The sequence below is a fragment of the Bradyrhizobium sp. Cp5.3 genome (assembly GCF_000426265.1).
Classification (GTDB): domain Bacteria; phylum Pseudomonadota; class Alphaproteobacteria; order Rhizobiales; family Xanthobacteraceae; genus Bradyrhizobium; species Bradyrhizobium neotropicale.
This window is the reverse complement of sequence record NZ_AUFA01000027.1, coordinates 1-21,122: the sequence shown is the minus strand read 5'-3', so window position 1 is coordinate 21,122 and position 21,122 is coordinate 1. Positions and strand designations below refer to the sequence as shown.

The window sequence follows — 21,122 nt, the reverse complement described above, 5'->3', positions numbered from 1 at the left end:
TCATGCTCAAACGCAGTTCATCGTCGCCAACATTCGATAGATGCCGACGCCATCGGCAGACACTGAACTTATCGGCGCTTTAGAAGCACCGCCTGTAGAACTCGAATGCATTCGGCGAGGAAGCCGAGGCGCCCAGACCGGTAAGATCGAGAACACACCAATGCAGGGCGTCAGAGGTCGAAGGCCCTGCATGAGCAGTAGACGTCTGGCGCGGAGCGGCAAAGTGACCCATAGCGGTAACGGCGTGACAAACTTGAAGGATCGCTCGTCGCGGTCCAATCGTCTGAGCAACCTAAGGCTCATCTTTGATGGGATCGAAGCAAATCGCCGGTTCCTGCCAGAAGAGCAAATTGCTGAAGAGGTGGCAGCGACACCGGCCACGTTGGGCCGGACGCTAATGCGACGGAGCCGACCGCGACAATTGCATCTCGGCTAATCGCAATTTCTCGGGGCTCGTCAGCTTGCCGAAAGCTAACCCGCTCAGAATAGGGACAGCGGAGATCGCCTCCCTCCGGAAGATCCAAATTGCATAGGAGAACCCGATGCGCATTCCGAGCTCAAGCGAGGCAGCGCGATTTGACACTGACCTGCATGCGGCTCATGGCCAGAAGGAACGTTCGCACGCAGCCGGCGCGCATGACGAGCATGCCAGATCACCTAGTGCAAGCAGCGCAGCAAATGGCGCGTCCGGTCCAGACAGCAACTCGCATGACGCCGCTTTGCGCCAAGCGTTCAACGTCGCTCTCGGAGCTGTTGCTTTCCAAATTGGAAATAGCGAAATGGCAGCTTTCCAAGATGCCATGGCCGAGACAGATGAAGATACCTGATGTCGCATGTTGCGGCCAGGTTATAGGAGTCGCTCGTAGCGGCGAACATTCTAGCAAACAGGAGAAACGATATGCCTTCCCGCGTCGGTGCATCTACCACCTCGATTGCAGCTGAGACAGCTGGCACTTCTGCTGCTGCAGCTGGTTCCGCAGCTTCTGATGTTGCCACAGAGGCCGCATTCCAAAAGCAACTCGCCGCTCTGACCGCCACTAGCACGCAGGCTAGTGAGAGGGATGTTGAACTTCGCGTGGTCTCAACAAACCTCACGACAATCAAGAAAGCGGCCGACGAGCGGGTGCAGTAATCGACGAGGTGGGACCACATCCTATTCTCACCTTTCCGAGCTGCGTAATCTGCCAAGTCATAGGGAGCCGTACGCTTTGGCGTACGGCTCCATTCGCTGTTCAGGAGGTCGACCATGAATGAATCACATTCCCCGCAATTCGAGGTGCTGTCGGGGCTTTACGCCGGGCTTACCGGCAAAACTGGTGTGGGATCGAGTTTGATTGGTAGCGGCCTGGATGCTGACCTCGTGTTCATCGAACAAGGGCTCGAACCCCATCACATTCGTGTCACCCCACATTCCAATTCGATCGAAATCGAGGCTTTTGCGAGGGAAGTTAGGATCGAGGGACGCGAGAATATTTCTCCGAACGAGCGCGTTGTTGTCTCTCTTCCTACCGTCATCCATTTGGGCAAGATGTCCATTCGCTGGTCCATTGAGGATTCTAAACAAGCCGGGTCTATGGGCCGTTGGCTCGTATCAATCGCCGCACTCGCCTCAGTCCTGATCAGTTCTATCGCGGTCGGCGCAGTCTCAACGGGTTTCTCCCAGACGGACGACGCTGTTGCCTTCAACGCCGACTTGCCGCGTGCCCAGGAAGTCGTAAAGAAGCCGGCGCCCAATGCTCCTGATGCTCTGACCATCGATGCAGCTGCCGAACGGCTGCAACAGGAGGTCGATCGCGCGGGCCTTTTCGATATCAAAGTCAGATCTGAGCCGGGTGTTGTCGCAGCTGACGGCACGGTTGCGCCAGCCTTGCTGCCTAAATGGCAAGAACTCCAGCAACGGTTCGATGATCATGTTAGTGGCGCTTACGTGCTCATCAACACAGTAGCCACCAAGGTGGAGAAGACGCCATCCTCAATAGCTGTCGAGGCTGTCTGGCGCGGAAGTGCCCCTTATGTGGTCATTGCTGGCCAAAAATATTTCGTCGGTGCGCTGCTGAATAATGGATGGACCGTGAACGGAATTGAGGAGGGACGTGTGCTCCTGACCCGGAACGGCCGGCTTGTTGCTCTCCCCTATTAGAGTTTCGGCCCGCAGCTCAGAAGGAAAGTGCGATGACTAGGTTGCCACAGCATTCCGTAGCGCCCGGCGCCTCGTTTCAGGGACTTACGGTCGACGATCATCTACCTGCCGCTTCGCCTACGATTCCTCAAGCGAATGGCCCCGAAATCGAGGGAAAGCATGCAAATGGCGGCCAGAGCTACACGATTTTTCGGGATAGCGCCCCGCAAGATCGGCCTGTGGGCGCCACGGTCGAGACCGAACTGGCGCTCAATTCGATTGATGGTGTCTCGCGCATCAACGTCAACGAGGCTCAAGCTCAGTTCGGTGAGGTCAGGGCGGGCTCAGAACTTGCTTGGCTCAACGGCCCGACTCTGGCGGAGAACCTGCTCTCCTTCGTTACGCCGCGCTTACGCGATTCGGGTATTCTACGCCCAGAAAAACACGGCTTACTTCTGGAGCGTTTGGCCGATGCACTATCTACCATGCCAGAAGCACCGGCATCACGTGAAGGCATCGCCATCTTGCAGCGAGAGCTGCGCCAGCTAATCCTGCTTCGGCAGAATAAGAACGGCTTGATCAAAGGCTAGCAATGGCCGAGCGAGAGGAGCGCAAACATCTCACGCATACCCCGGCGCCACACGTTTCAAAAGCCGGTGATGCCTTGGTGATCTCGACGAACGAACGCGATTTACTTTGCGCGCTTTCGTATGTCCATCTTGCCTGCGGGCAGAGCGCACAGTGTATCGCTTTGTTGCGAATCGCAGCTCACGAGCATTCTCAAAACGTCGACCTGCTTCGCATCCTGGCTTACGCTCTCATCTTGGAGGGCCGCGGTGACGATGCATTGGCAACGTTGGATCGGCTGGAGAAACTTGATCACCAGCCGTCTTCTCGTCTGCCTTTGATGCTCTTGCGCAGTCACGCCTTGCGTCGGGCCGGCCGCATGGCTGAAGCCCGGGCTACGTTCAAAAGCTATGCTTCACTACGGGGCAGCACCGCTCCAATCGAAGAACAATAGACCCTTCATGCCCAACCTCCTGCGTAGTCTCATCGTACGCGCGCCGGCTAACCCGGACTTAATGGTCGCGTTGATGCTCCTTCTGGCGGTTGGAATGATGATCATGCCGATCCCGATCATAGTGATCGACATGCTGGTCGGCTTCAACCTCGGTTTTGCCGTACTGCTGCTGATGGTCGCCCTCCATCTCAACACACCAGTTGACTTTTCGTCCTTGCCGGGCGTCATCCTCATCTCCACCGTTTTTCGTCTGGCTCTTACGGTCGCAACGACACGGTTGATTCTCGCTGAGGGTGATGCTGGCAGCATCATTCATACGTTCGGCGATTTCGTCATATCAGGCAATATCGCCGTCGGAATTGTCATATTCCTGATCGTGACCATGGTGCAATTCATGGTTCTCGCCAAGGGCGCCGAACGGGTCGCAGAGGTATCGGCGCGCTTCACGCTTGACGCACTGCCTGGGAAGCAGATGGCGATCGACGCGGAGCTGCGCAACGGACACATCGATCAGCACGAAGCTCGCCGTCGCCGCGCCACACTGGAACAAGAGAGCCAGCTTCATGGCGCCATGGACGGCGCTATGAAATTCGTGAAGGGCGACGCCATTGCTGGGCTCGTAGTCATCTGCATCAACATGCTGGGCGGCATCACAATCGGCTTGCTCTCCAAGGGCATGTCGCTTGAAGAGGCACTCCATCAATATACAATCCTGACCATAGGTGATGCGCTAATTTCGCAGATTCCGGCTTTGCTACTGTCGATTACAGCCGCAACCATTGTCACTCGTGTCAGCGGTCCTTCCAAGTTGAATCTTGGTGCCGATATCGTCGGCCAACTTACGGCCAGTACACAAGCGCTACGGTTAGCCGCCTGCGTCCTGGTTGTGATGGGGCTCGTCCCTGGCTTCCCTTTGCCTCCGTTCATGATGCTGGCCGCACTCTTTGGCGGCGCGAGTCTTGTGAAGACGGGTGCGATGGGCGCAAACACCGCAGCCAAGACGGGCGCAAAGACAGGTGCGGGTATCACCGGTTCGGCTCCAGCTCCCTCACAGACTCAGACGCAAACGGCGCCTGCGGAGGCACTTCCGATCACGCTATTCCTCGCACCAAATCTGACACTTGCAATCGACAAAGAGGAACTCGAGCACTCCATCCGACAGGTTTCCGGGCTGGTCTCATCTGATCTTGGCATCACAATCCCACGTATTCCCGCTCAAGTCGACCAGCACTTAAGCGAATCGCAATTCAGGGTCGATGTTGAGGGAGTTCCTGTTGGCGGGGATTTCGTTGACCCGACGCAACTCGTGCTCGACGACGACGTGGCTAACATTGAACTGAGCGGGATCCCCTTTCGGCAAGACCAAGATATGAATCGGATCTGGATCGAACAAACTCATGCGCCAGCTCTCAAAGCCGCCGGAATAGGGCATCGCCGTCCAAGTGAAGTCATCGCCTTGCGGGTAAAGTCAGCATTGGTTCGCTATGCACAGCGGCTGGTGGGTATTCAAGAGACGCGACAACTGCTCGGGCGGATGGAGCAGGAATATGCTGATCTGGTTAAGGAGGTGCTGCGCACGACACCGGTTCCCCGGATAGCCGATGTTCTGCGTCGATTACTGGACGAGGGCATCCCTATTCGCAACACTCGCCTAGTCCTCGAGGCGCTGGCAGAATGGAGCGAACGTGAGCAAAATGTCGTCCTGCTCACCGAATATGTTCGCTCCGGCCTTAGACGTCAGATCTGTCATCGCTATGCCAATGCCCACGGGGTTGTGGCTGCCTTTATTGTCGAGCGTGAGACCGAGGATATCGTTCGCGCTGCGGTGCGCGACACCGCTGTCGGTCCCTACCTCGTTTTGGAGGACCACGAGAGCGAGATGCTGCTTTCACAATTCCGTCTGATCCAATCAACGATCGCACGCAGTCAAAGCCCGCCCGTCATTCTCGGGCCAATGGATATCCGACGGTTCCTCCGGGGATTTCTCACGCGTAACGGGATCGATGTGCCGGTTCTGTCTTATCAGGATCTCGCCTCGGATTTCACGGTCCAGCCGATTGGATCCGTCAAGCTCGGTGCCGCCAAGGATAAGGTCCCCTCAGGAGAGCGTCTTGGCGCGACGACCGATCAAGTAAAGAGCACAGCAGTCGGTCGTAAGGCCATCATATGAAGCCATATCAGATGAATGCCTGTCGGAGGTTGTGCTCCCGTAGTCCGCACTTGTGCTTAGCCGTGCTCGCTATTCTGCTGCTTGGCGGTTGCACGAGCCGGGATAAGCCAGCACTTTCAGCACAGCAGATCACACCGCCAGAGCTACTGAACACCAAGGAGATCGATGCTGCTACGCGCGAACGCTTTGCATACGCACTACGTGGGGACGTTGACGAGGAGGCTTTGCCTGATGCGTTGAACAAGCAGCCCGACAATGTCAATGCTGCCATTCCCCTAGCGCGTGCCCTGCTCGCGCGCAAGTGCCCGGATCGGGCGCTTGAGGTCCTTGACAACGTCTTACTCGCGGCCCCTAGCGACTTGCGTATATTGAATGCGAAGGGGGTTGTCCTCGACCACGAGGGCCGCCACCACGAAGCACAAGCGCTATATCGGCAAGCTCTCGCAATGGCCCCTGGCAATCCGATGCTGACCAACAACCTCAAGCTCTCGCTTGCCCTTGATGAGAAGGACAAAGCCGGAAGCGCCAGTCTACAACCGCTGTCGGACTCGCCCAACGAGTCGGTACAATAGCCATAGCGCCTTTTAGCAGGCTCGGGCACACTCACCGCGCCGTCAGGTTCAGCGCCGCTCACCGTCATCTGCTTAGGTCAGATGCTGCCTAAAGCGTGATGGAATTGGGTTCGCCGAATATTGGAGGTAGTTCATACGTTTCTTAGCTGAACGCTTCCAAACCTTCACTGCGGCCCAGACGGTATCTACGAGTCGGACAGGGGCCTTTCGAAGCAGACGTTTGACCTTGAGGATGATCTGTTTGATCGGACTCAGGCGAGCGACTATTTTGGCAGGAAGAACAGCTTGGTCTATCAGCCAAGCGGCGCGTTCTCGAGCCAACCCGGGTAACCGAACTTAGCATATTGCTGATGGTCTTTGTAGCCAATTGGGTGATAGCCCACCCGGTCGGCTTGGAATGTCCGAGCACCATCCGATGATGCGCACGTGGGGCCAACAAATTGCGTTATATGCCGCAACGGCCAGGCATTGGCGATGAGCTTAGATCGAGGTTGTTTTATGACTGCAATCGAGAACGTTGCACTCCGTCGATTTCGAGCTGCGCCTGCTCAACGGTACTCAAAGGCGAGACCATCAGGCCCGGCTCATGGCCCGTCTTGAAGGGTCACCGATATAAACGGATCGAAAGTCACAACCGCATGATCAATCTTATCCTAATTGCAAAGTGCGATGGGCCGGTTGGCATCTACTCCTTTTTCGATCTCTGCCACGCGTCCGCCGCCGGCGAACAACCGGGTGGATGGTCCCGTTGCTCCCTCGCACGAGGTCGCTAGACACCTCTCCAGGTTAATCGTCTACGAGGAAAACGACCGAAGAAGCCCTCCTCAGACAGCGGATCAATCCGGGAAACGACCCCGAGCCGTACTGATGGTGTAGCGCGCACGTCAACTGGCCGGAACCGGACACAATGACCCTCGCACCCGCCATGGCCAATCAGCCCCTTAGAGGACGACATGACGGCGAAGGCGATCGCCGCCGGCATCAAGGCGGTCGACCCCGTCCGGGGTGCAATCGAAAACCCCGGCTGGAAGCCGGGGTTTTCTGTTGCGCTATTCATAGGCACGCAACTCTCGCAACCGTCGCGGTGCGACCAGTACAGTGCACCTCGCGGATGCAGCCGAATTGGTGTCGGCTTCGTTCAGTCCCAGGCTCGATCGGAAGCCGCAGGTATCGGTTTGTCTGCGCTCCTTGCTCCACCTCCTTCATGGATTGCTGCAGATCTCACGTCACATAAAGTCTCCATCGGAGTCGGTATCTGATGAAGATTCAGGATCGCTGGCAACTTTGGAGAGATACATCCGAGAATTGGTTTCACGCTGCCATTCACCATCGCTGTATCTCCACGGTCCGGACCGGGTCGGGTCAAGTACCATATCGTCTTCGTCCACATGGACGAAGCCCATTTGTTCTGCACGGGTTCTCGCTTCGTCATTAGCAGGACGCCAGTTTACCAGAGGCCGTTCGCCGTCTTGCCGAAGTTGATGCTCGAGCAGAACATCGCCGGCATTCGCGACGAGCGGATGAGCAACCTGGAAATCCACGATTGAGGTGACGTCAGTTCGTCCGGGGAACTGTTCTTGCCACTGTTGGCTTCTGAAGTCAGTCATAGGAAATCCGGCTTCCGTTCTTTGCAGACCGACGCTCGTGTCTCCGAGTTGGTAGCTGTAATATCTGGCGTCGGCCGAATCTCTTCGGATGCCATAATCCCTAGCGACGTGCGCCGTGCGCCTAGCTCTTTCGGATACAAAGTCCGAGTATTCCTGTGGATTGTTGGCGATGTGATTGATTGCGTCGCCATGAAAGGTCCTCACCTCTCTCCTGAATGTTTCTCGGTCGATCTCGACCACAGGAGGCCTTGAAGTGAGGTAATAACTCGGCTGCGAGGATGAGCTGCCAGCGGAATCGTTCAATCGCATTCTAGCGAACGCGTCCGCGAAGTCTTCGCTGGCGGCATCCCTTTGGTTAGCATGATGATACTCGTCATCCGATGGAACATCAGTCCAACCGTTGATTCGACCGTACACGACTAGCACCCTCCTATAGATCATAAGTCTTGCATTGCGTTGTAAGGCCGTTAGACCTTACCCTCGCTTGATAGACAGCTTAGCTGTCCGCAAGCTGACTCCCGCATATAAATGGAAGACGAAGATCGGTGCGATGAAGTGGGACCTCTCCGGAGCGCGTCGGTCAACTCCGCCAGAATCGAGCGCGTCGCGGCTCGTGACCTAGGTGGACTTCAAGGCCCATCAATAACTCCGCCCGGAGCCACTTAAAGCCGGCCTACGGAAGCGCTCCGAGTGCGGCTTGCCGTACGCCGCTCCTTATGGCGCCACTGGTCCGAGCCCCGCAAACTCGTCCAAAATGGGATAGAGTCCGTCACCTGGGAAGGTGATGGACCATGAAGCCAAGTCGTTTCACAGACGTGCTGATCATGAACCACGAGAGGTTCCGACGTCTCTATCAGGAGGAACGGCTGCAAGTCCGCCGGCGTGGCGGACGCAAACAGGAGCTCGGGACTAGGCGCCCCTTTCGATCCCGCAAGGGGCCAACCAACGCTGGTGCCTCGATTCCTGTCGGATGCGTTCGCCGACGGCCGACGTTTCCTCATCCTGGCCGTGGTCGACGACATCACTCGCGAATGCCTGGCGCTCGTCGCTGATATCTCGCTGCCAGGCCTGCGGATCGTACGTGGGTTCGATGTAATCATTGCCCTGTGCGGGCCGCCGGCGATGTGCCTGTCCGACAACGGCACTGAACTGACCGGCATGGCGGTGCTCCGCTTCAGCCAGGAAGGGAAGATCAAGTGGCACTACGTCGCGCCCGGCAAGCCGCCTCAGAGCGCCTTCGCCGAGAGTTTCAACGCCCGCCTGCGCGACGAACTGCCCAATGAGCCGCTGTTCACTTCGCTCGGGCAAGCGCGCGCCATGCTGGCCGCTTGGAAAGACGACGACAACAACACCCGGCCGCACAGTGTGCTCGGCAATCTCACACCGATCGTACGCCAATCATAGCGATCCTGGGCCGCAACGGGGCGGGACGCTGCGCTATGCCGAGGGCTCCGCGCCCCGCCCCGTTGCTCCACCGAGTCGGATGGGCTCAAATGTCACCGGGACTCCCCCCATTGCTGGATGAAGAAAGGGGCTCAGACCAAAGCCTTTCGCATCATGCCGGTCGCTTACACATGACATTGCCGGCTGCGCGGCTGCGAGAACCGGCCGTGCGCTGATGACAAAGTGCTCCGTCTCGGACGGTTTCAGCCTACCGGCTGCTGAAGGTGGATGACGTGATCACGGGGCCGCCGGCTCCGGATTTCGGCGTTGTGACTGACGGTGTCACGATGACCGGCACGCTACCGCGAGACGCCCTTAACTACATCCCAAGGCCAGCGGCCTATGTCGATCGGTGCTCCGCCTCGGCATGCGAATAACGAGGGTGGCGCGTAGGCACTATAGTCAACAAGGACTTGCAGAAGGTAGCCGAGAGCTTGCCACGGTGGACCACCACGTTCTCGTGGCCGGCCGCAGCCCGAGCGTTCTGCCACTGCCGGTTGTAGCCGCGCTGTACGTTTGACTTCACGTGGCAAGCGGTGAATTCGGCATCATCCAGCGTCGCCAACTGCCACGCATGTACCGGCCGCGTCGTATGCATGTGCACCCACATAGGACTCGGCATTGCACCATTGCGCAGCGCCTTGGGTTGCAGCTTGATCTCAAACAGCGCCCCTGGCTCACCTTTTAACGCGCGCGGTAGATGCGCAGGCGCCAACTCCTCGGCCGCCCGCAAGTGCTCAAGGTACTTCTGCGACGGAAAGGCGTAGGTCTTCATGCAATCGATCCTAATCGCGCCCTTTCGCTCGTTCAAAGCCTTGGCCAAGCCCTGCGCCTCGGAGCACCTCACCTTGAGCCGGACTATCTTGTCGTGCACTTCGGGCACCTGCGCAGGCGTGAGTAGGCCGCGTCGACGAGGCTCTTCCAACGCGCCCACACAGGCCTGCATCTCAGCGGCCTGCCTCTGAAGGCGCTCGACCACCGTGTACACGACGTGGTCGGCGTCCTCGGGTTTCATGTGAGACGCTTCCGAGACGACCCTTTGTTGACTACGCAGATCGAATTGCAAAAGTTCGTCCAATCGCTTCAGCAGTCGGGTCACTGCCTCGATCGACCGCGGAGCTTGCCAGATCGTCAGGTGTGCTGTCCCCGACGATGACGCCCTCGCTTGCGCCTCCTCCGCGCTCACAAGCTTCTTCGTACCTAGATCCGAGAGCACGAGAACCTTGGCTGCTGGAGCCGTGACCTTGTCGGTCGTAGGCTCGTGTGGCTGGGTCCGCCCGGCCGCCGAGCTCCCGCCGCCAACGGCCCACATGCGCTTGGGCGTCCTTTTCCTACGCGCTGTAGCGCCTTCGGCAACTACACCCTCGCCGATAGTATTGGCGGGTATCGCCGCCAAAGCGTCGTACGGCGGCACAATGATGGCCGGCGTTTTTGGCTGCAGTTCCAAGAGGCGCATGATTTCGTGTGCAGTGACCCACGCGCCTTCGACTATCTGGCCCGACAGTTCCAATGGGAGGTCCGCATCTATTCCACCATCGCTTAGCTTGGCAACGAGGTTGTGCCACGCCAAACCAAATTCCGAAAGGCGCTCCATAACTCCTTCGAGAACGGCGCAGTGCTCCGGGTCGAGTGCGCATCCTTTGCTGTGTAGAACAGCGTCGGCCGTCGAGACGAATGCCGGGAAAACGTCCTGGATGAAGGTTCCCAGCAGACGCACCCGCCCGTTCTCATCCATCAGGATTTCCCTCGTAGCTGGTTCGAACGTGCTCGCCAGCGGTTCAATCATGACCTGCGCGAGAGCGATCCGCGATTGGAGATGCATGCACTTCGTGTTGAGTGCCCAGCCGGTGTGCAGCCGGAGTACGGCCAGTTCGGCCTGCCGCATCTCGGCCGTTGTACTGGGCAAGTTCGAACTGGCAGCGCAGACGGACTGCATCCTTTCCGAGCGCAATGCCTTCTTTCCCCACCAATCCATACAGGCCGCATAGCGTTTTGTCACACTGGAAACCGCTCGGCTCAGCTGGTCGTGCAGAGCCTTGGATTCGATCATCCGTTCGAGCACGGCGGCCGCACTCCTCTTGCCCTCCTCCATGTCGTAGATTGTCCGGGTGGCCAGTGTGTTGCATTGGTCCCCTGCATGGAGCATCTCGTCGCGGAGTCGGCGAGCGTGATCGTCGGACAGAATGCTGTGCGCCAGATGCGGAGGCAGGCTAGCGCGGTAGTTCAGAACTTTTGAACCTGCGTTGATGAGCTTATCGATCAGCTCTTGCGCCTCCGACGGGCTCTGCGCTCGCATGGCCGCATTACGGCAGCCGTCAAGCTCCTCAAGCAGGCTGTCGATTTGCCGCTTTGCCGCGTTGATCTCGTCGCCTGTCGAGGGAATGGTGACTACCATACTCGAAGTTGGCGACTGGCTGGCGACCGTCGCCGTTCTATCTTGACGCCCAGAGCGGATCCGTTCCACGGCGGAATCGAACGATAGCCTGCCTTCGTCAGAGAAAAGACTTGAACTGCTCGATCCGCACGGGCTCTCGGCTCCAGCAGCCCCGTGCGATCTACCAGGTCGGCCAATGGCCGTCATAATCCACCTCCGATACGACAATGGCGCAGCATTTCGAGATAGACCGCCCAGCTGACAACTAACTGACGAGGGGCATTCGCCCGGATGCACAAAGAACCCGTATCATTGGGGTTTCTTCAAGTAAGTTTTTCCTCTGCAGAGACGCGCCTTCCGCGAGCAGGCGATCAGTTCGGGCGTAATGAACTGATCGCCACGATCGACCGGCTCACGCCGGAGCCCGGCGTACGCGGACCGCTATCCTCGCCCGCCAGTTTGCGCGGGACGTACGCGCGTTCACGCTGAGCGGGACGATAACCAGCGTGATCGGATCGCGGTCGGCACGCGACACATATTGTCGCAGCACTTGCCAGGCGGCACCAAGCTGCGGCTGAGCGAGGTGAATGAGCTGTTTGAGTTGATGCGATGACTGAGCGAGCATGCATCCTTTGCGACGATACCGGCTGGGTCTATCCTTCATCATATTGGGCTGCTCGAAGGTGACTGCTTAACGTGAGTTGGCCCGATAGTACCAGCACGTGGATAACCGGGTCGAGGCAGTGATGTCGAGCGGATTTCCCGAGCGCAGGTCGGGGCGCCCCTCAGGGCGAAAGCTAAGTAGCGTGCTAAGACCCTCGCAGCAACGTTTCCACGCTGGACGCTATCTCCAGCAAGCGCCGGTCGGCATTCCTGCGGCCGATCAGCATCAGGCCGACGGGAAGACCGTCGAGCGGTATCGGCAACGAGATCGACGGACAATCGAGCAAATTGGCGACCCGTGGATTGCGAAGCACGAGACCATTGGCCCGATGGAACGCAGCGTCCTCCTCAACCGACGACAGCAGCGGCGCACGGATCGGCGTCGTCGGCAGGATGAAGACCTCATCATTGCCGAACGACTGCTCGAAGGACCGGATGGCGGCTTGCCGGAGCCGCGCCATGCGCACATAGTCGATACCGAGGATGCCGGCCCCCGCCTCGATACGAATGCGAGTTTTCGGATCGACCCCGTCCAGGTTCGATAGGCCGAGACTGCGCAACGTTGCGCCGACCTCGATTGACGGAAACGTGCCGATCTTGTCGATCTCAGCGACATGGTCGATGGCCCCCTCGATCGATCCATCCGCGATCTGCAAGCCACATGATCGAAGCCGCTCGCCGGCACTCTCAAACGCGCTAAGCACCTCCGGCTCGCAACCGTGAAACAGGCGACCGCGAGCGACCGTGAGACGAAAGGTGTAGGGAGAGGCGAGCTGCGGCCGCGACGCCACGTCTCCGCCCGAAAGCACCTGATCAGCCACGAAGCAGTCCGCGACGCTCGAGGCAATCGGACCGATGGTATCGAGGCTCGACGACAGCGAGAACACGCCGGCAGTCGGCACGAAGCCGCTTTTCGGCTTGAAGCCAGTTGCACCCGACAGCGCCGCCGGAATTCGGATCGATCCTCCGGTGTCGCTGCCGATGGCGATGTCGGCCATACCGTCGACGACCGAGACGACGGCCCCTGACGAGGATCCTCCCGGAGCGCGCCGGCGGTCCCTGGGTTGCCTGGCACCCATCGTTCGGGTTGGTGCCGAGCGCCGAAAAGGCAAATTCGGTCATCTGCGTCTTGCCGATGATCACGGCTCCTGCCGCGCGCAAACGCTTCACAGCCAGCGAGTCTTCAGCGGCGGGAGACAAAGCGCGCAGGACGGCGGAACCCGAGCTCGTCACGGTGCCGGCAACATCGAAGAGAGCCTTGACCGAGACAATGCGACCGTCGAGCGGGCCGCGCGTCGTCCCGGCGGCGGCTCGCCGATCGGCGGCTTCGGCCTCGCATCGGGCGCTCTCCTCGAACAGGGCGGTGAAAGTATTCGCTGCGTCAGATGATCGCGCGCGCGTCAGCGCGGCTTCCAATCGTGCCACGGCGGTGAGTTGAGATTGGTCGGGCGTCGTCGACGGGCGCGGGATTCCGAGCGCGGCGAGCTCCTCGATATGATGCCATTACCCCGCCCGCTTCTGCGAGCGGGGTAATGGTAGAGCGATCTTACTCGCCGTTCCTGCGCGGCCGCGACCAGAGCAAGGTGTAGCCCTCGCCGCCTTCATCGTCGAACAGGTTGGCGTAGATCGGCGCGGTGAAGGAGGGATCGTCGAGCTTGAGCGAGAGGTAATCGCGGCCCTCTTCCGAGCGCTTCGACCAGGCCGCACCGATCTCGGCCCGGCCCACATAGACGCGGTAGCTCGGAGCGTTGTCGCTGGTGCGGTTGGTCTCGGCGACGATGCGGACGCCCCTGGCTTGCAGGCTCAGGGTGATGATCTCGCCCTGGAAATCGCTTCCGACCTTCTTGAAAGAACCGATGTTAGCCATGTCACTTCTCCTGTTGTGTTTCGAGCCCGCGACCACCGCGGCCTCGATGGCGACCTGAAGGCCGAGGACGATCGGCGACGCACCCGGCTCGGGCCGGAGCGCAGCGGAGGACGCCGTTGAAGCGACTTTCTTGCCTCGCGAGGAATGGGCGTAAGCCCAGGGGAAGAAAGTCGCATCAACGGCGTTGCGGCTCAGACGATCGAGGCGCAGCCGGTCTTCGGCCAGATCGAGCCATCAAAGAGGCCACGTGCGTCCGCGTGCTGAACCGCAATCTCTGGGAGAAGTTGGCGTCTCTCGAATGGTCTGCACAAGAGGCTGAAATGGTACGGCGCAGAAACAGAAACAATCGGCGGCAAGGGGCGGTATCGTCGGCAAAAGCACGATCCAGAGCATCGCGCGTTACCATGCAGCTATGTGGGTGACGCGGCTTGGTCAAAGCACGATGAGGGGCCGCGTCCCGCCCCCTTCTGATCGTGGCGATCCCCGGTTCAAGGTGGCGCTCAATACGAGCTTGTTCGGCAGATGGTGACGACGAAGCCTCGCTCTCATGCGATGCGGCGGTCAGAACCCGTCGAGACATAGTCTCCGCCACCCCCGACCGGCTCCAATCGGCGTGTCTCTGCGAAAACCGTCAATCGCGTCCAAGCCGATCCGCCAATGCAAACCGCGCCCAGGCAAGCGAAAACCTCGCGCCAAACCGGCGAAGGCCCCCCGATCTGCGACAGGGCGAGCGCCACATGATAACCAGCAACGGTGGCCGGAACGGCGAATGCTGTTGCGATCGCGATGCGCAGGGTCGGGGACCGACTGAAGGCGAGCGCAAACTGAGCGGCGGCAAGCGTCAGCGCGCCAGAGGCCACTGCGGCAAGAACGGCGCCGGCGATGCCTGCACCGCCATGAAGCGCCAAGACTCCGATGTTCAGCGCGACAAAAAACGGCAAAGCGTAGATCGCCAGCGCAACGATCAGCCAGCAGAGCAAGCCGATGCCAACGGTGTTGAGGACAAGCCCAAGGGTGAGCATGGTGGTGGCTCCCGGTGCAAAGGTGTACGGGTCGCGCCTTCCACCACCACCGCGGCGCAGCTTTGACGTAATATCGAAACGGGGCGGAGTTGCGGCACCTGCAACTCCGCCTCGTTCGTTTGAAGCGAGAGGACGGCGCTCACGCGCCGCCGAACTTCCAGACGGGAATGCCGAGCCGTTTCGCCTTGTCGGCGAGGTTGTCCTGGATTCCCGTGCCGGGGAAGTGCATGACGCCGATCGGCAGAAGTTCGAGCATGGCGTCGTTGCGCTTGAAGGGCGCTGCCTTGACGTGTTTCGCCCAATCGGGCTTAAAGGCGATCTGTGGCACCTTGCGATTGTTTGCCCATTTGGAGGCGATCAATTCGGCGCCCTTTGGCGAGCCGCCATGGAGCAGGACCATGTCGGGGTGCTTGGCATGAACCTTGTCGAGACGATCCCAGATGAGCTGATGGTCGTTGAAGTCGAGCCCACCGGTGAGCGCGACCTTCGGTCCTTTCGGCAACATGACCTCGGTCTCGGCGCGGCGCTTGGCGGCGATGAAGTCGCGGGAGTCGATCATCGCTGCGGTCAGTGTGCGGTGATTGACCAATGATCCCGACCGGGGTCGCCAGGGCGCGTTACTGTGGACCTCAAAGCGCTCGATGGCCAGATCTCGGAAGAGCTCCAGGCAGTTGCGACGCTCGAGGAGCGTGATGCCCTCGGCGGTCAGGCGCTCCAGTTCAACCGTTCGCACCTCCGAGCCGTTCTGCTCACGCTGGCTCTTCTGCTGTGCCTGTTCGTTATCGTCGAGCTGGCGTTCAATGCGGCCGACAGCACGATGGAACAGGTTGACGGTCGACCAAAGCAGATCGTTAAGATCCGGTTCTAGCCGGGTGTCGCCCAACGTCGCAACGAGGGCGTCGAAGATGTCGGCCACGGCGCCGGTGATCATTTTGCTCTCGGGAAGGGGCCTGGCATCGGGCTGGTCGTCGAACGGACGGTAGCCGAAGAGTTGCAGTTCGGTGAGGATGTGCTCGGTCGGAGATGAGGCGTGCGGCGGCTCGATGTCGTCATGGTCGGTCATGGGAAGAGGTCCTTTGCCGGATCGGCCGCGCCCATCGCGGCCTTCGTGGCGATCACTCAGGCGGCGGGCGGAGCGGGCCAGAACCCGAACGGGCCGAAGCGGCAGCGGAGGATGGCGAAGGCCGGCTATTTTGTTTCGCGATGCAAAGCGCGCCATTCGGACATCGACAATGTGTCTCGCATGACCGGCGCGCGGCGGAAAATAGCCGGACGCAGCCATTGCCGGCCCGCTCCGCTTGCCGTCCGATCGCCCTTTAGAAGGCCGTGGTCGTGGCCTCGTCCGGTATTGGCGCCTTTTCTATGATCGACCTGTCGCCGCAATCGAACGACTGCGACTTACTCCGTGGCCGAGGTCGACGCATGCAGGAAACGGGCGATATCCTCGGGTGCGAGCTGAAACCGCAAGGCTGCCCGCAGGGCATCGCCACCGAAAATGTGCAGATCCTCGTTGAAATCGCCGAGCCGAGGCGACAGTGCGATCGCTTCAATGCCGGAGTCTTCTGCGCGCTGGGTGAGAATGGCCTGGACCGCATCTCCGGCGGCGTCGGCGTCGCGGGCGATGTAGAGCCGACGAAGGCCCGACGGCAGCAGCATCGCCGAAAGGTGATTGGCCGAAAGTGCAGCGGCCATCGGCATCATCGGCAGCACGTAGCGCAGCGACAGCATGGTCTCGATGCCCTCGCCGGCCGCAAGCACGTCGTCCACCATGCCGAAACGAACCGCGTTGCCGAGGAGGTCGCCCATGGCCCGTCTTGGCGTATCAATCGGTGCCTTGCCGCGACGAAGGCGATCAAAGCCGTTCGGGTCGAGCCAGGTACGGTGCACGCCGGTGATCCTGCCATCGAGATCCGTGACGCCAGCGATCATCGCGGGCCAGGTCTCGGTCGGCAGGTGCTCGTCCGGCCGATAGTAGCAGCGTGGATGGAAGCGCAGGCTGCCACCATGGTGCACAAGGGCTATCCCGCGACGCTGCAGATAGTTCTCGACCACCGTCCCCTCGATTGGGCTGGATATCGCAAAGAGCCGACGGGCGGCCTCTTGCGATCTGGCTGGCACGGCTCGACGCTCGGGTTTCGAGACGAAGTCCGGCTCGACATGAGGTAGCTTCAGAAAACGCCTCGCCTCCTCGGCAACCTCGCGAAAGTCGCGCAAACCCCGACATTCCCGGATGATGTCGAGGAGATCGCCATGCTGGCCGGTCGCCGCATCAGTCCACTTGCCCGCGGGCCTCTGCGGCGATTCCTCGAGCCGCACGAACAGCGAACGCCCCGGTGTGTTATGGACGTCGCCGACCAGCCAATACCGCCCCTCCCGCTTGCCATTGGAGAGATAGTGGCGGCACACCGCCTCGGCCTCGCGCGCGAGACGGCATGCCAGTTCGAAAGCATCGCGGCGCATCAGGCGGCCTCTCGCCCGCTGATGCGCTCGATCGGATAACAGTCGAGCACCTTCGACAGGATCGCAACGCCGCTTGCGTCCGTGGGCACGAACATGCGCAGCTTCCAGGAGATGATCTCCGCAAAGAGGCCGTAGGTGCGCAGCCGGTCGCGCATCGTGTCGCTAAAGCCCGCCAGTTCGATGCGGTATGCGCCCATGACCCGGGCACGGCGGAGCTGGAGCCCTTCCGCAAGCTCAAGGACGGTCCGTCCCTCCACCAGTGCGGCGAAGGCAGCATCCGCCGTCAGCGCCGGCGCGTCCTCCGAAAGGATATTCGCGACCCAGCTCGCCGAGACCTTGCGGCCGACGATCCGCTCGCCCGCATCGGTCTGAAGCCGGTAGACCCGGGTCGACTCGTTCGGCAGCCGCTTCCAGATCGGCAGGAGTAGGCCTGCCACAATTTGGATCGTGCTTTCCGTGAATGCGGGGATCTCGGCAAGCTCCGCCAACCAGGCGGCGCCAAAGCGTTCGCGGTCCGCTTCGATCCAATGGCTCTCCGCCATCATTTTTGAGGGAACGCTGTGCTGCTCCATCGGCCGGATCAGGCGGACGCGGCGCTCAATCTCGCCATCATCAAGCATGAAGCTCGGAGCTGGAACCTGCACGGCGGCTCGTCCCGAGCGCTCATTGATCAGCATCACCGCACAAGGATCGGACAGACGAGCGCGAACCTCATCCAGCCTCACGGGATGATTGCGCTCGCGCTGGGTAATCGTGAGCAGCCGGGTCTCGGCGCCCGTGCCCGGATGGACGTAAATCGTCCGCCGGTCGGTGACGACAAAGCTCTCGGCGCGGAGCGTCTCCAGTCCGAGATCGTAGGTGCCGGACGCAACCGCTCCCTCGATCCGGACGGTCAAGAGCTGCTCGAAGACAGTGAACAGGATGTTCTGAAGCTCGATCGTGAGTGCCAACAGCCGGTTCAGAAAGGTCGTGATCGGCGGCAGGTCATCCCCGAGCCCGTTGGCGTCGGTGAGCTTTAGGCCGGTCGCCTCCTCGAACCGCTCGAGCGAACAACCCTCGACCTTGCCGCGCGCCAGCAACGTATAGAGCTGACGCAGCGCATCACGGCCGTAGTGGCTTTCGAGATTGTCTTCGGGCCGGAACAGGCCCTGCCCTCCGGTCTGGCGCTGGCCGCGCGTAATCGCTCCCAAGGTGTCGAGGCGGCGGGCAATGGTGCTTAAGAACCGCTTTTCGGCCTTCACATCAGTCGCAATGGGACGAAAGAGCGGCGGCTGCGCCTGGTTGGTGCGGTTGGTCCGGCCGAGGCCCTGGATCGCGGCGTCCGCCTTCCAGCCGGGCTCGAACAGATAATGGACGCGCAGCCGGCGATTCCGCGCCGACAGTTCGGCATGGTAGCTCCTGCCCGTGCCGCCCGCGTCGGAGAACACGAGGATTCGCTTGACGTCATCCATGAAAGCCGAGGTCTCGGCAAGGTTGGCCGAACCGGCCCGGTTTTCGACCACCAACCGGTCGGCCTTGCGAACGATGCGCCGCGAGCGGCCGGTCACCTCGGCGACCATGTCCGTGCCGAAGCGCTGGACAACCTGGTCCAGCGCGCCGGGGACCGGCGGGAGCGACGCGAGTTTCTCGATGAGGCGGTAGCGGCGCGCGACGGCCTCCCGGCTCTCGACCGGCTGGCCGTCGCGATGGACAGGCCGGGAGCAGAGGTTGCCTTCCTGATCGGTGAAGGGCTCGTAGAGCTGGACCGGGAAGGAATGGGCGAGATAGTCGAGCACGTACTCGCGAGGGGTGATATCGACCCGGACGTCGCCCCACTCCTCGGTCGGGATTTCGGCGAGCCGGCGCTCCATCAGCGCCTCGCCTGTCGAAACGATCTGGATGACGGCGGCGTGGCCGGCCTTAAGATCGCGCTCGATCGATCCGATCAGCGACGGGGTCTTCATCGAAGTCAGCAGATGGCCGAAGAAGCGCTGCTTGGCGCTTTCGAAAGCCGATCGCGCCGCAGATTTTGCCTGTCCGTTCAGCGTTCCGGTCTCGCCGGTGATGTTGGCGGCCCGCATCGCGGCGTCGAGGTTGTTGTGAATGATGCTGAACGCGTCGGCATAGGCGTCATAGATGCGAACCTGCTCCGGCGTGAGCTGGTGCTCAACGAGCTCGTAGGCAACGCCCTCGTAAGAGAGCGAGCGGGCCGCGTAGAGGCCGAGCGCCTTGAGGTCGCGCGCCAGCACCTCCATCGCGGCGACGCCGCCCTCCTCGATCGCCTCGACGAACTCGGCCCGGGTGGCGAACGGGAAATCGTCACCGCCCCACAATCCCAGCCGTTGTGCATAAGCGAGATTGTGCACCGTCGTGGCACCAGTCGCCGACACATAGACGACGCGGGCATTCGGCAAGGCGTGCTGGAGCCGTAGCCCCGCACGCCCCTGCTGGGACGCGGCCTGGTCGCCGCGCTCGCCCTTAGCCCCGACCGCGTTCTGCATGGCGTGGCTCTCGTCGAAGACGATCACTCCGTCGAAATCCGAGCCCAACCATTCGGCGATCTGCCGAACGCGCGAAAGCTTTTCGCCGCGCTCATCGGTGCGCAGCGTGGCGTAGGTGGTAAATAGGACGCCTTCCGAAAGCCGGATCGGCGTGCCCTGGCGAAACCGAGACAGCGGCGTTACAAGCAGCCGCTCCATGCCGAGCGCGGACCAGTCGCGCTGCGCATCCTCGATCAGCTTGTCGGACTTGCTGATCCAAACCGCACGACGGCGGCCTTTCTGCCAGTTGTCGAGCAGGATGCCTGCGACCTGCCGTCCCTTGCCCGCGCCGGTGCCATCACCCAAGAACCAGCCGCGGCGAAAGCGGACGGCGTTTTCTGCTTCCTCGCGCGCGGCCGCCACGACATCAAAGGTCGCATCGACCCTCCATGAGCCTGCGAGGAATTCCGCATGCGCCTCGCCGGCGTAGATGATGCTCTCGAGCTGGGCGTCCGATAGAACTCCATCTGCCACCAGACTGGAAGGAAGCTGCGGCTGATAGGACGGCTTCGGTGGCGCAACGGAGGCCATCGCCGCGGACTGCACGAGCTTGGTCGGATGTGCGCACGATCCAGGAATACGGATCGACTGCAATCCGTATTCCTCGTAAAGCGCATCGGAGAGTCGGGCGCCTTCCGGCGGCGACCATTCGACCGTCTCATACGTAAGTGCTGCACCTTCTGGTGCTGCGGTTCCTAAAGTGGACGATAGGCGTGGTGCAAAGGTGCCGAGCGATCGTGACATCGCAGGGCGCCTGACGACGTCGACCACGGCCTGGGCCGTAATGGGCAACCTCGGAGGCACATGCTGGCTCACCCAGTCAAGCAAGGTGACGACATCGCCCGCCATGCCCGGCGAAGCGGCAAAGACTTTCGGATCTGCGGCGGGCAGCTTGTCGATCACAAGCAGCCTTGTGTCGATTTGCGTTCCGTGCTTCGCGTAGACCGCGCCGTCGATGGCGGCAGAAAACACCACCCGCCCGCGCGGGGATGTCCCGATCGCTGTTGAACTAGGTCGGGCCGACGTTGCCGGAATGAATGTTACGCGGCCCTCGTGACGTGGGCAACGGGGTTGATCGTCATGCGATTGTGGCGAGCTTGAAGAGCCGCACGCAGAACCGACAATTGCTTATGCGCCTTCAATCGTCGGAAGCCCTTGTTGGCCTCGATCATGCCGGCCGCGACCCATCGCAAGGCCATACCGGCATCCCGCCAGCGTTTGACGTTGCGCGTGACGCGGCGAATGGTGCCCATCATGTTCTCGGCGATGTTGGTACAGGCGAGCG

13 protein-coding genes and 4 pseudogenes are annotated in these 21,122 nt (G+C 60.8%); 7 read left to right on the top strand and 10 right to left on the bottom strand.

The features are described from left to right. Positions 1-542: 542 nt before the first annotated feature. The 6 genes from K289_RS50745 (at position 543) to K289_RS0128590 (ending at position 5,882) form a co-directional block, all read left to right on the top strand. Positions 543-827, top strand: coding sequence for a hypothetical protein (locus K289_RS50745; RefSeq protein WP_156918233.1), 285 nt, complete (start codon positions 543-545; stop codon positions 825-827). A 419-nt stretch (positions 828-1,246) separates the two neighbouring features. Beyond that, positions 1,247-2,140: a hypothetical protein gene (locus K289_RS0128610; RefSeq protein ID WP_027554640.1), complete on the top strand. Its 894-nt coding sequence runs from the start codon at positions 1,247-1,249 to the stop codon at positions 2,138-2,140. A gap of 32 nt (positions 2,141-2,172) precedes the next feature. Beyond that, positions 2,173-2,709, top strand: coding sequence for a hypothetical protein (locus tag K289_RS0128605; RefSeq protein WP_027554639.1), 537 nt, complete (start codon positions 2,173-2,175; stop codon positions 2,707-2,709). A 2-nt stretch (positions 2,710-2,711) separates the two neighbouring features. Beyond that, positions 2,712-3,140, top strand: a complete 429-nt coding sequence (locus tag K289_RS49075) for a tetratricopeptide repeat protein (RefSeq protein ID WP_084788745.1) — start codon at positions 2,712-2,714, stop codon at positions 3,138-3,140. Positions 3,141-3,147: 7 nt separating this feature from the next. Further along, positions 3,148-5,310: a type III secretion system export apparatus subunit SctV gene (gene sctV / locus K289_RS45435; RefSeq protein ID WP_051310895.1), complete on the top strand. Its 2,163-nt coding sequence runs from the start codon at positions 3,148-3,150 to the stop codon at positions 5,308-5,310. Positions 5,311-5,372: 62 nt separating this feature from the next. Beyond that, positions 5,373-5,882 carry a hypothetical protein gene (locus tag K289_RS0128590; protein WP_245284023.1) on the top strand — a complete coding sequence of 170 codons (510 nt, stop codon included), beginning with the start codon at positions 5,373-5,375 and terminating at the stop codon, positions 5,880-5,882. Between the two features lie 1,226 nt (positions 5,883-7,108). On the opposite strand, the gene K289_RS52460 is transcribed toward K289_RS0128590, so the two are convergent. After that, positions 7,109-7,906, bottom strand: a complete 798-nt coding sequence (locus K289_RS52460) for an effector protein NopP (protein ID WP_305728252.1) — start codon at positions 7,904-7,906, stop codon at positions 7,109-7,111. A gap of 407 nt (positions 7,907-8,313) precedes the next feature. Here K289_RS52460 and K289_RS45430 point away from each other — a divergent pair. Then, positions 8,314-8,875 (top strand): annotated as a pseudogene (locus K289_RS45430) (integrase core domain-containing protein); the annotation flags it as partial. A gap of 397 nt (positions 8,876-9,272) precedes the next feature. Here K289_RS45430 and K289_RS0128575 read toward each other — a convergent pair. From K289_RS0128575 to K289_RS45410, 9 genes and pseudogenes are all read right to left on the bottom strand, one after another. Next, positions 9,273-11,513, bottom strand: a complete 2,241-nt coding sequence (locus K289_RS0128575; RefSeq protein WP_027554636.1) for a hypothetical protein — start codon at positions 11,511-11,513, stop codon at positions 9,273-9,275. Positions 11,514-12,115: 602 nt separating this feature from the next. After that, positions 12,116-13,048 carry an amidase family protein gene (locus K289_RS45425; protein ID WP_256380019.1) on the bottom strand — a complete coding sequence of 311 codons (933 nt, stop codon included), beginning with the start codon at positions 13,046-13,048 and terminating at the stop codon, positions 12,116-12,118. Positions 13,049-13,112: 64 nt separating this feature from the next. Then, positions 13,113-13,394 (bottom strand): annotated as a pseudogene (locus tag K289_RS52860) (amidase family protein); the annotation flags it as partial. Positions 13,395-13,515: 121 nt separating this feature from the next. Further along, positions 13,516-13,836, bottom strand: coding sequence for a DUF736 domain-containing protein (locus K289_RS0128565; RefSeq protein ID WP_027554635.1), 321 nt, complete (start codon positions 13,834-13,836; stop codon positions 13,516-13,518). Positions 13,837-14,381: 545 nt separating this feature from the next. Continuing rightward, positions 14,382-14,858 (bottom strand): hypothetical protein, encoded by a 477-nt coding sequence (locus K289_RS45420; RefSeq protein WP_063614209.1) that lies wholly within the window; start codon positions 14,856-14,858, stop codon positions 14,382-14,384. 139 nt (positions 14,859-14,997) lie between these two features. Continuing rightward, complete coding sequence (locus K289_RS0128555) at positions 14,998-15,921, bottom strand: DUF2493 domain-containing protein (protein WP_027554634.1); 924 nt, start codon at positions 15,919-15,921, stop codon at positions 14,998-15,000. A 335-nt stretch (positions 15,922-16,256) separates the two neighbouring features. Beyond that, positions 16,257-17,318, bottom strand: coding sequence for a toprim domain-containing protein (locus K289_RS0128550; RefSeq protein ID WP_027554633.1), 1,062 nt, complete (start codon positions 17,316-17,318; stop codon positions 16,257-16,259). After that, positions 17,318-20,821: pseudogene (locus K289_RS45415) on the bottom strand (strawberry notch family protein); the annotation flags it as partial. The gene K289_RS0128550 and the pseudogene K289_RS45415, both read right to left, overlap by 1 nt. A 56-nt stretch (positions 20,822-20,877) precedes the next feature. Beyond that, positions 20,878-21,122: pseudogene (locus K289_RS45410) on the bottom strand (IS256 family transposase); the annotation flags it as partial.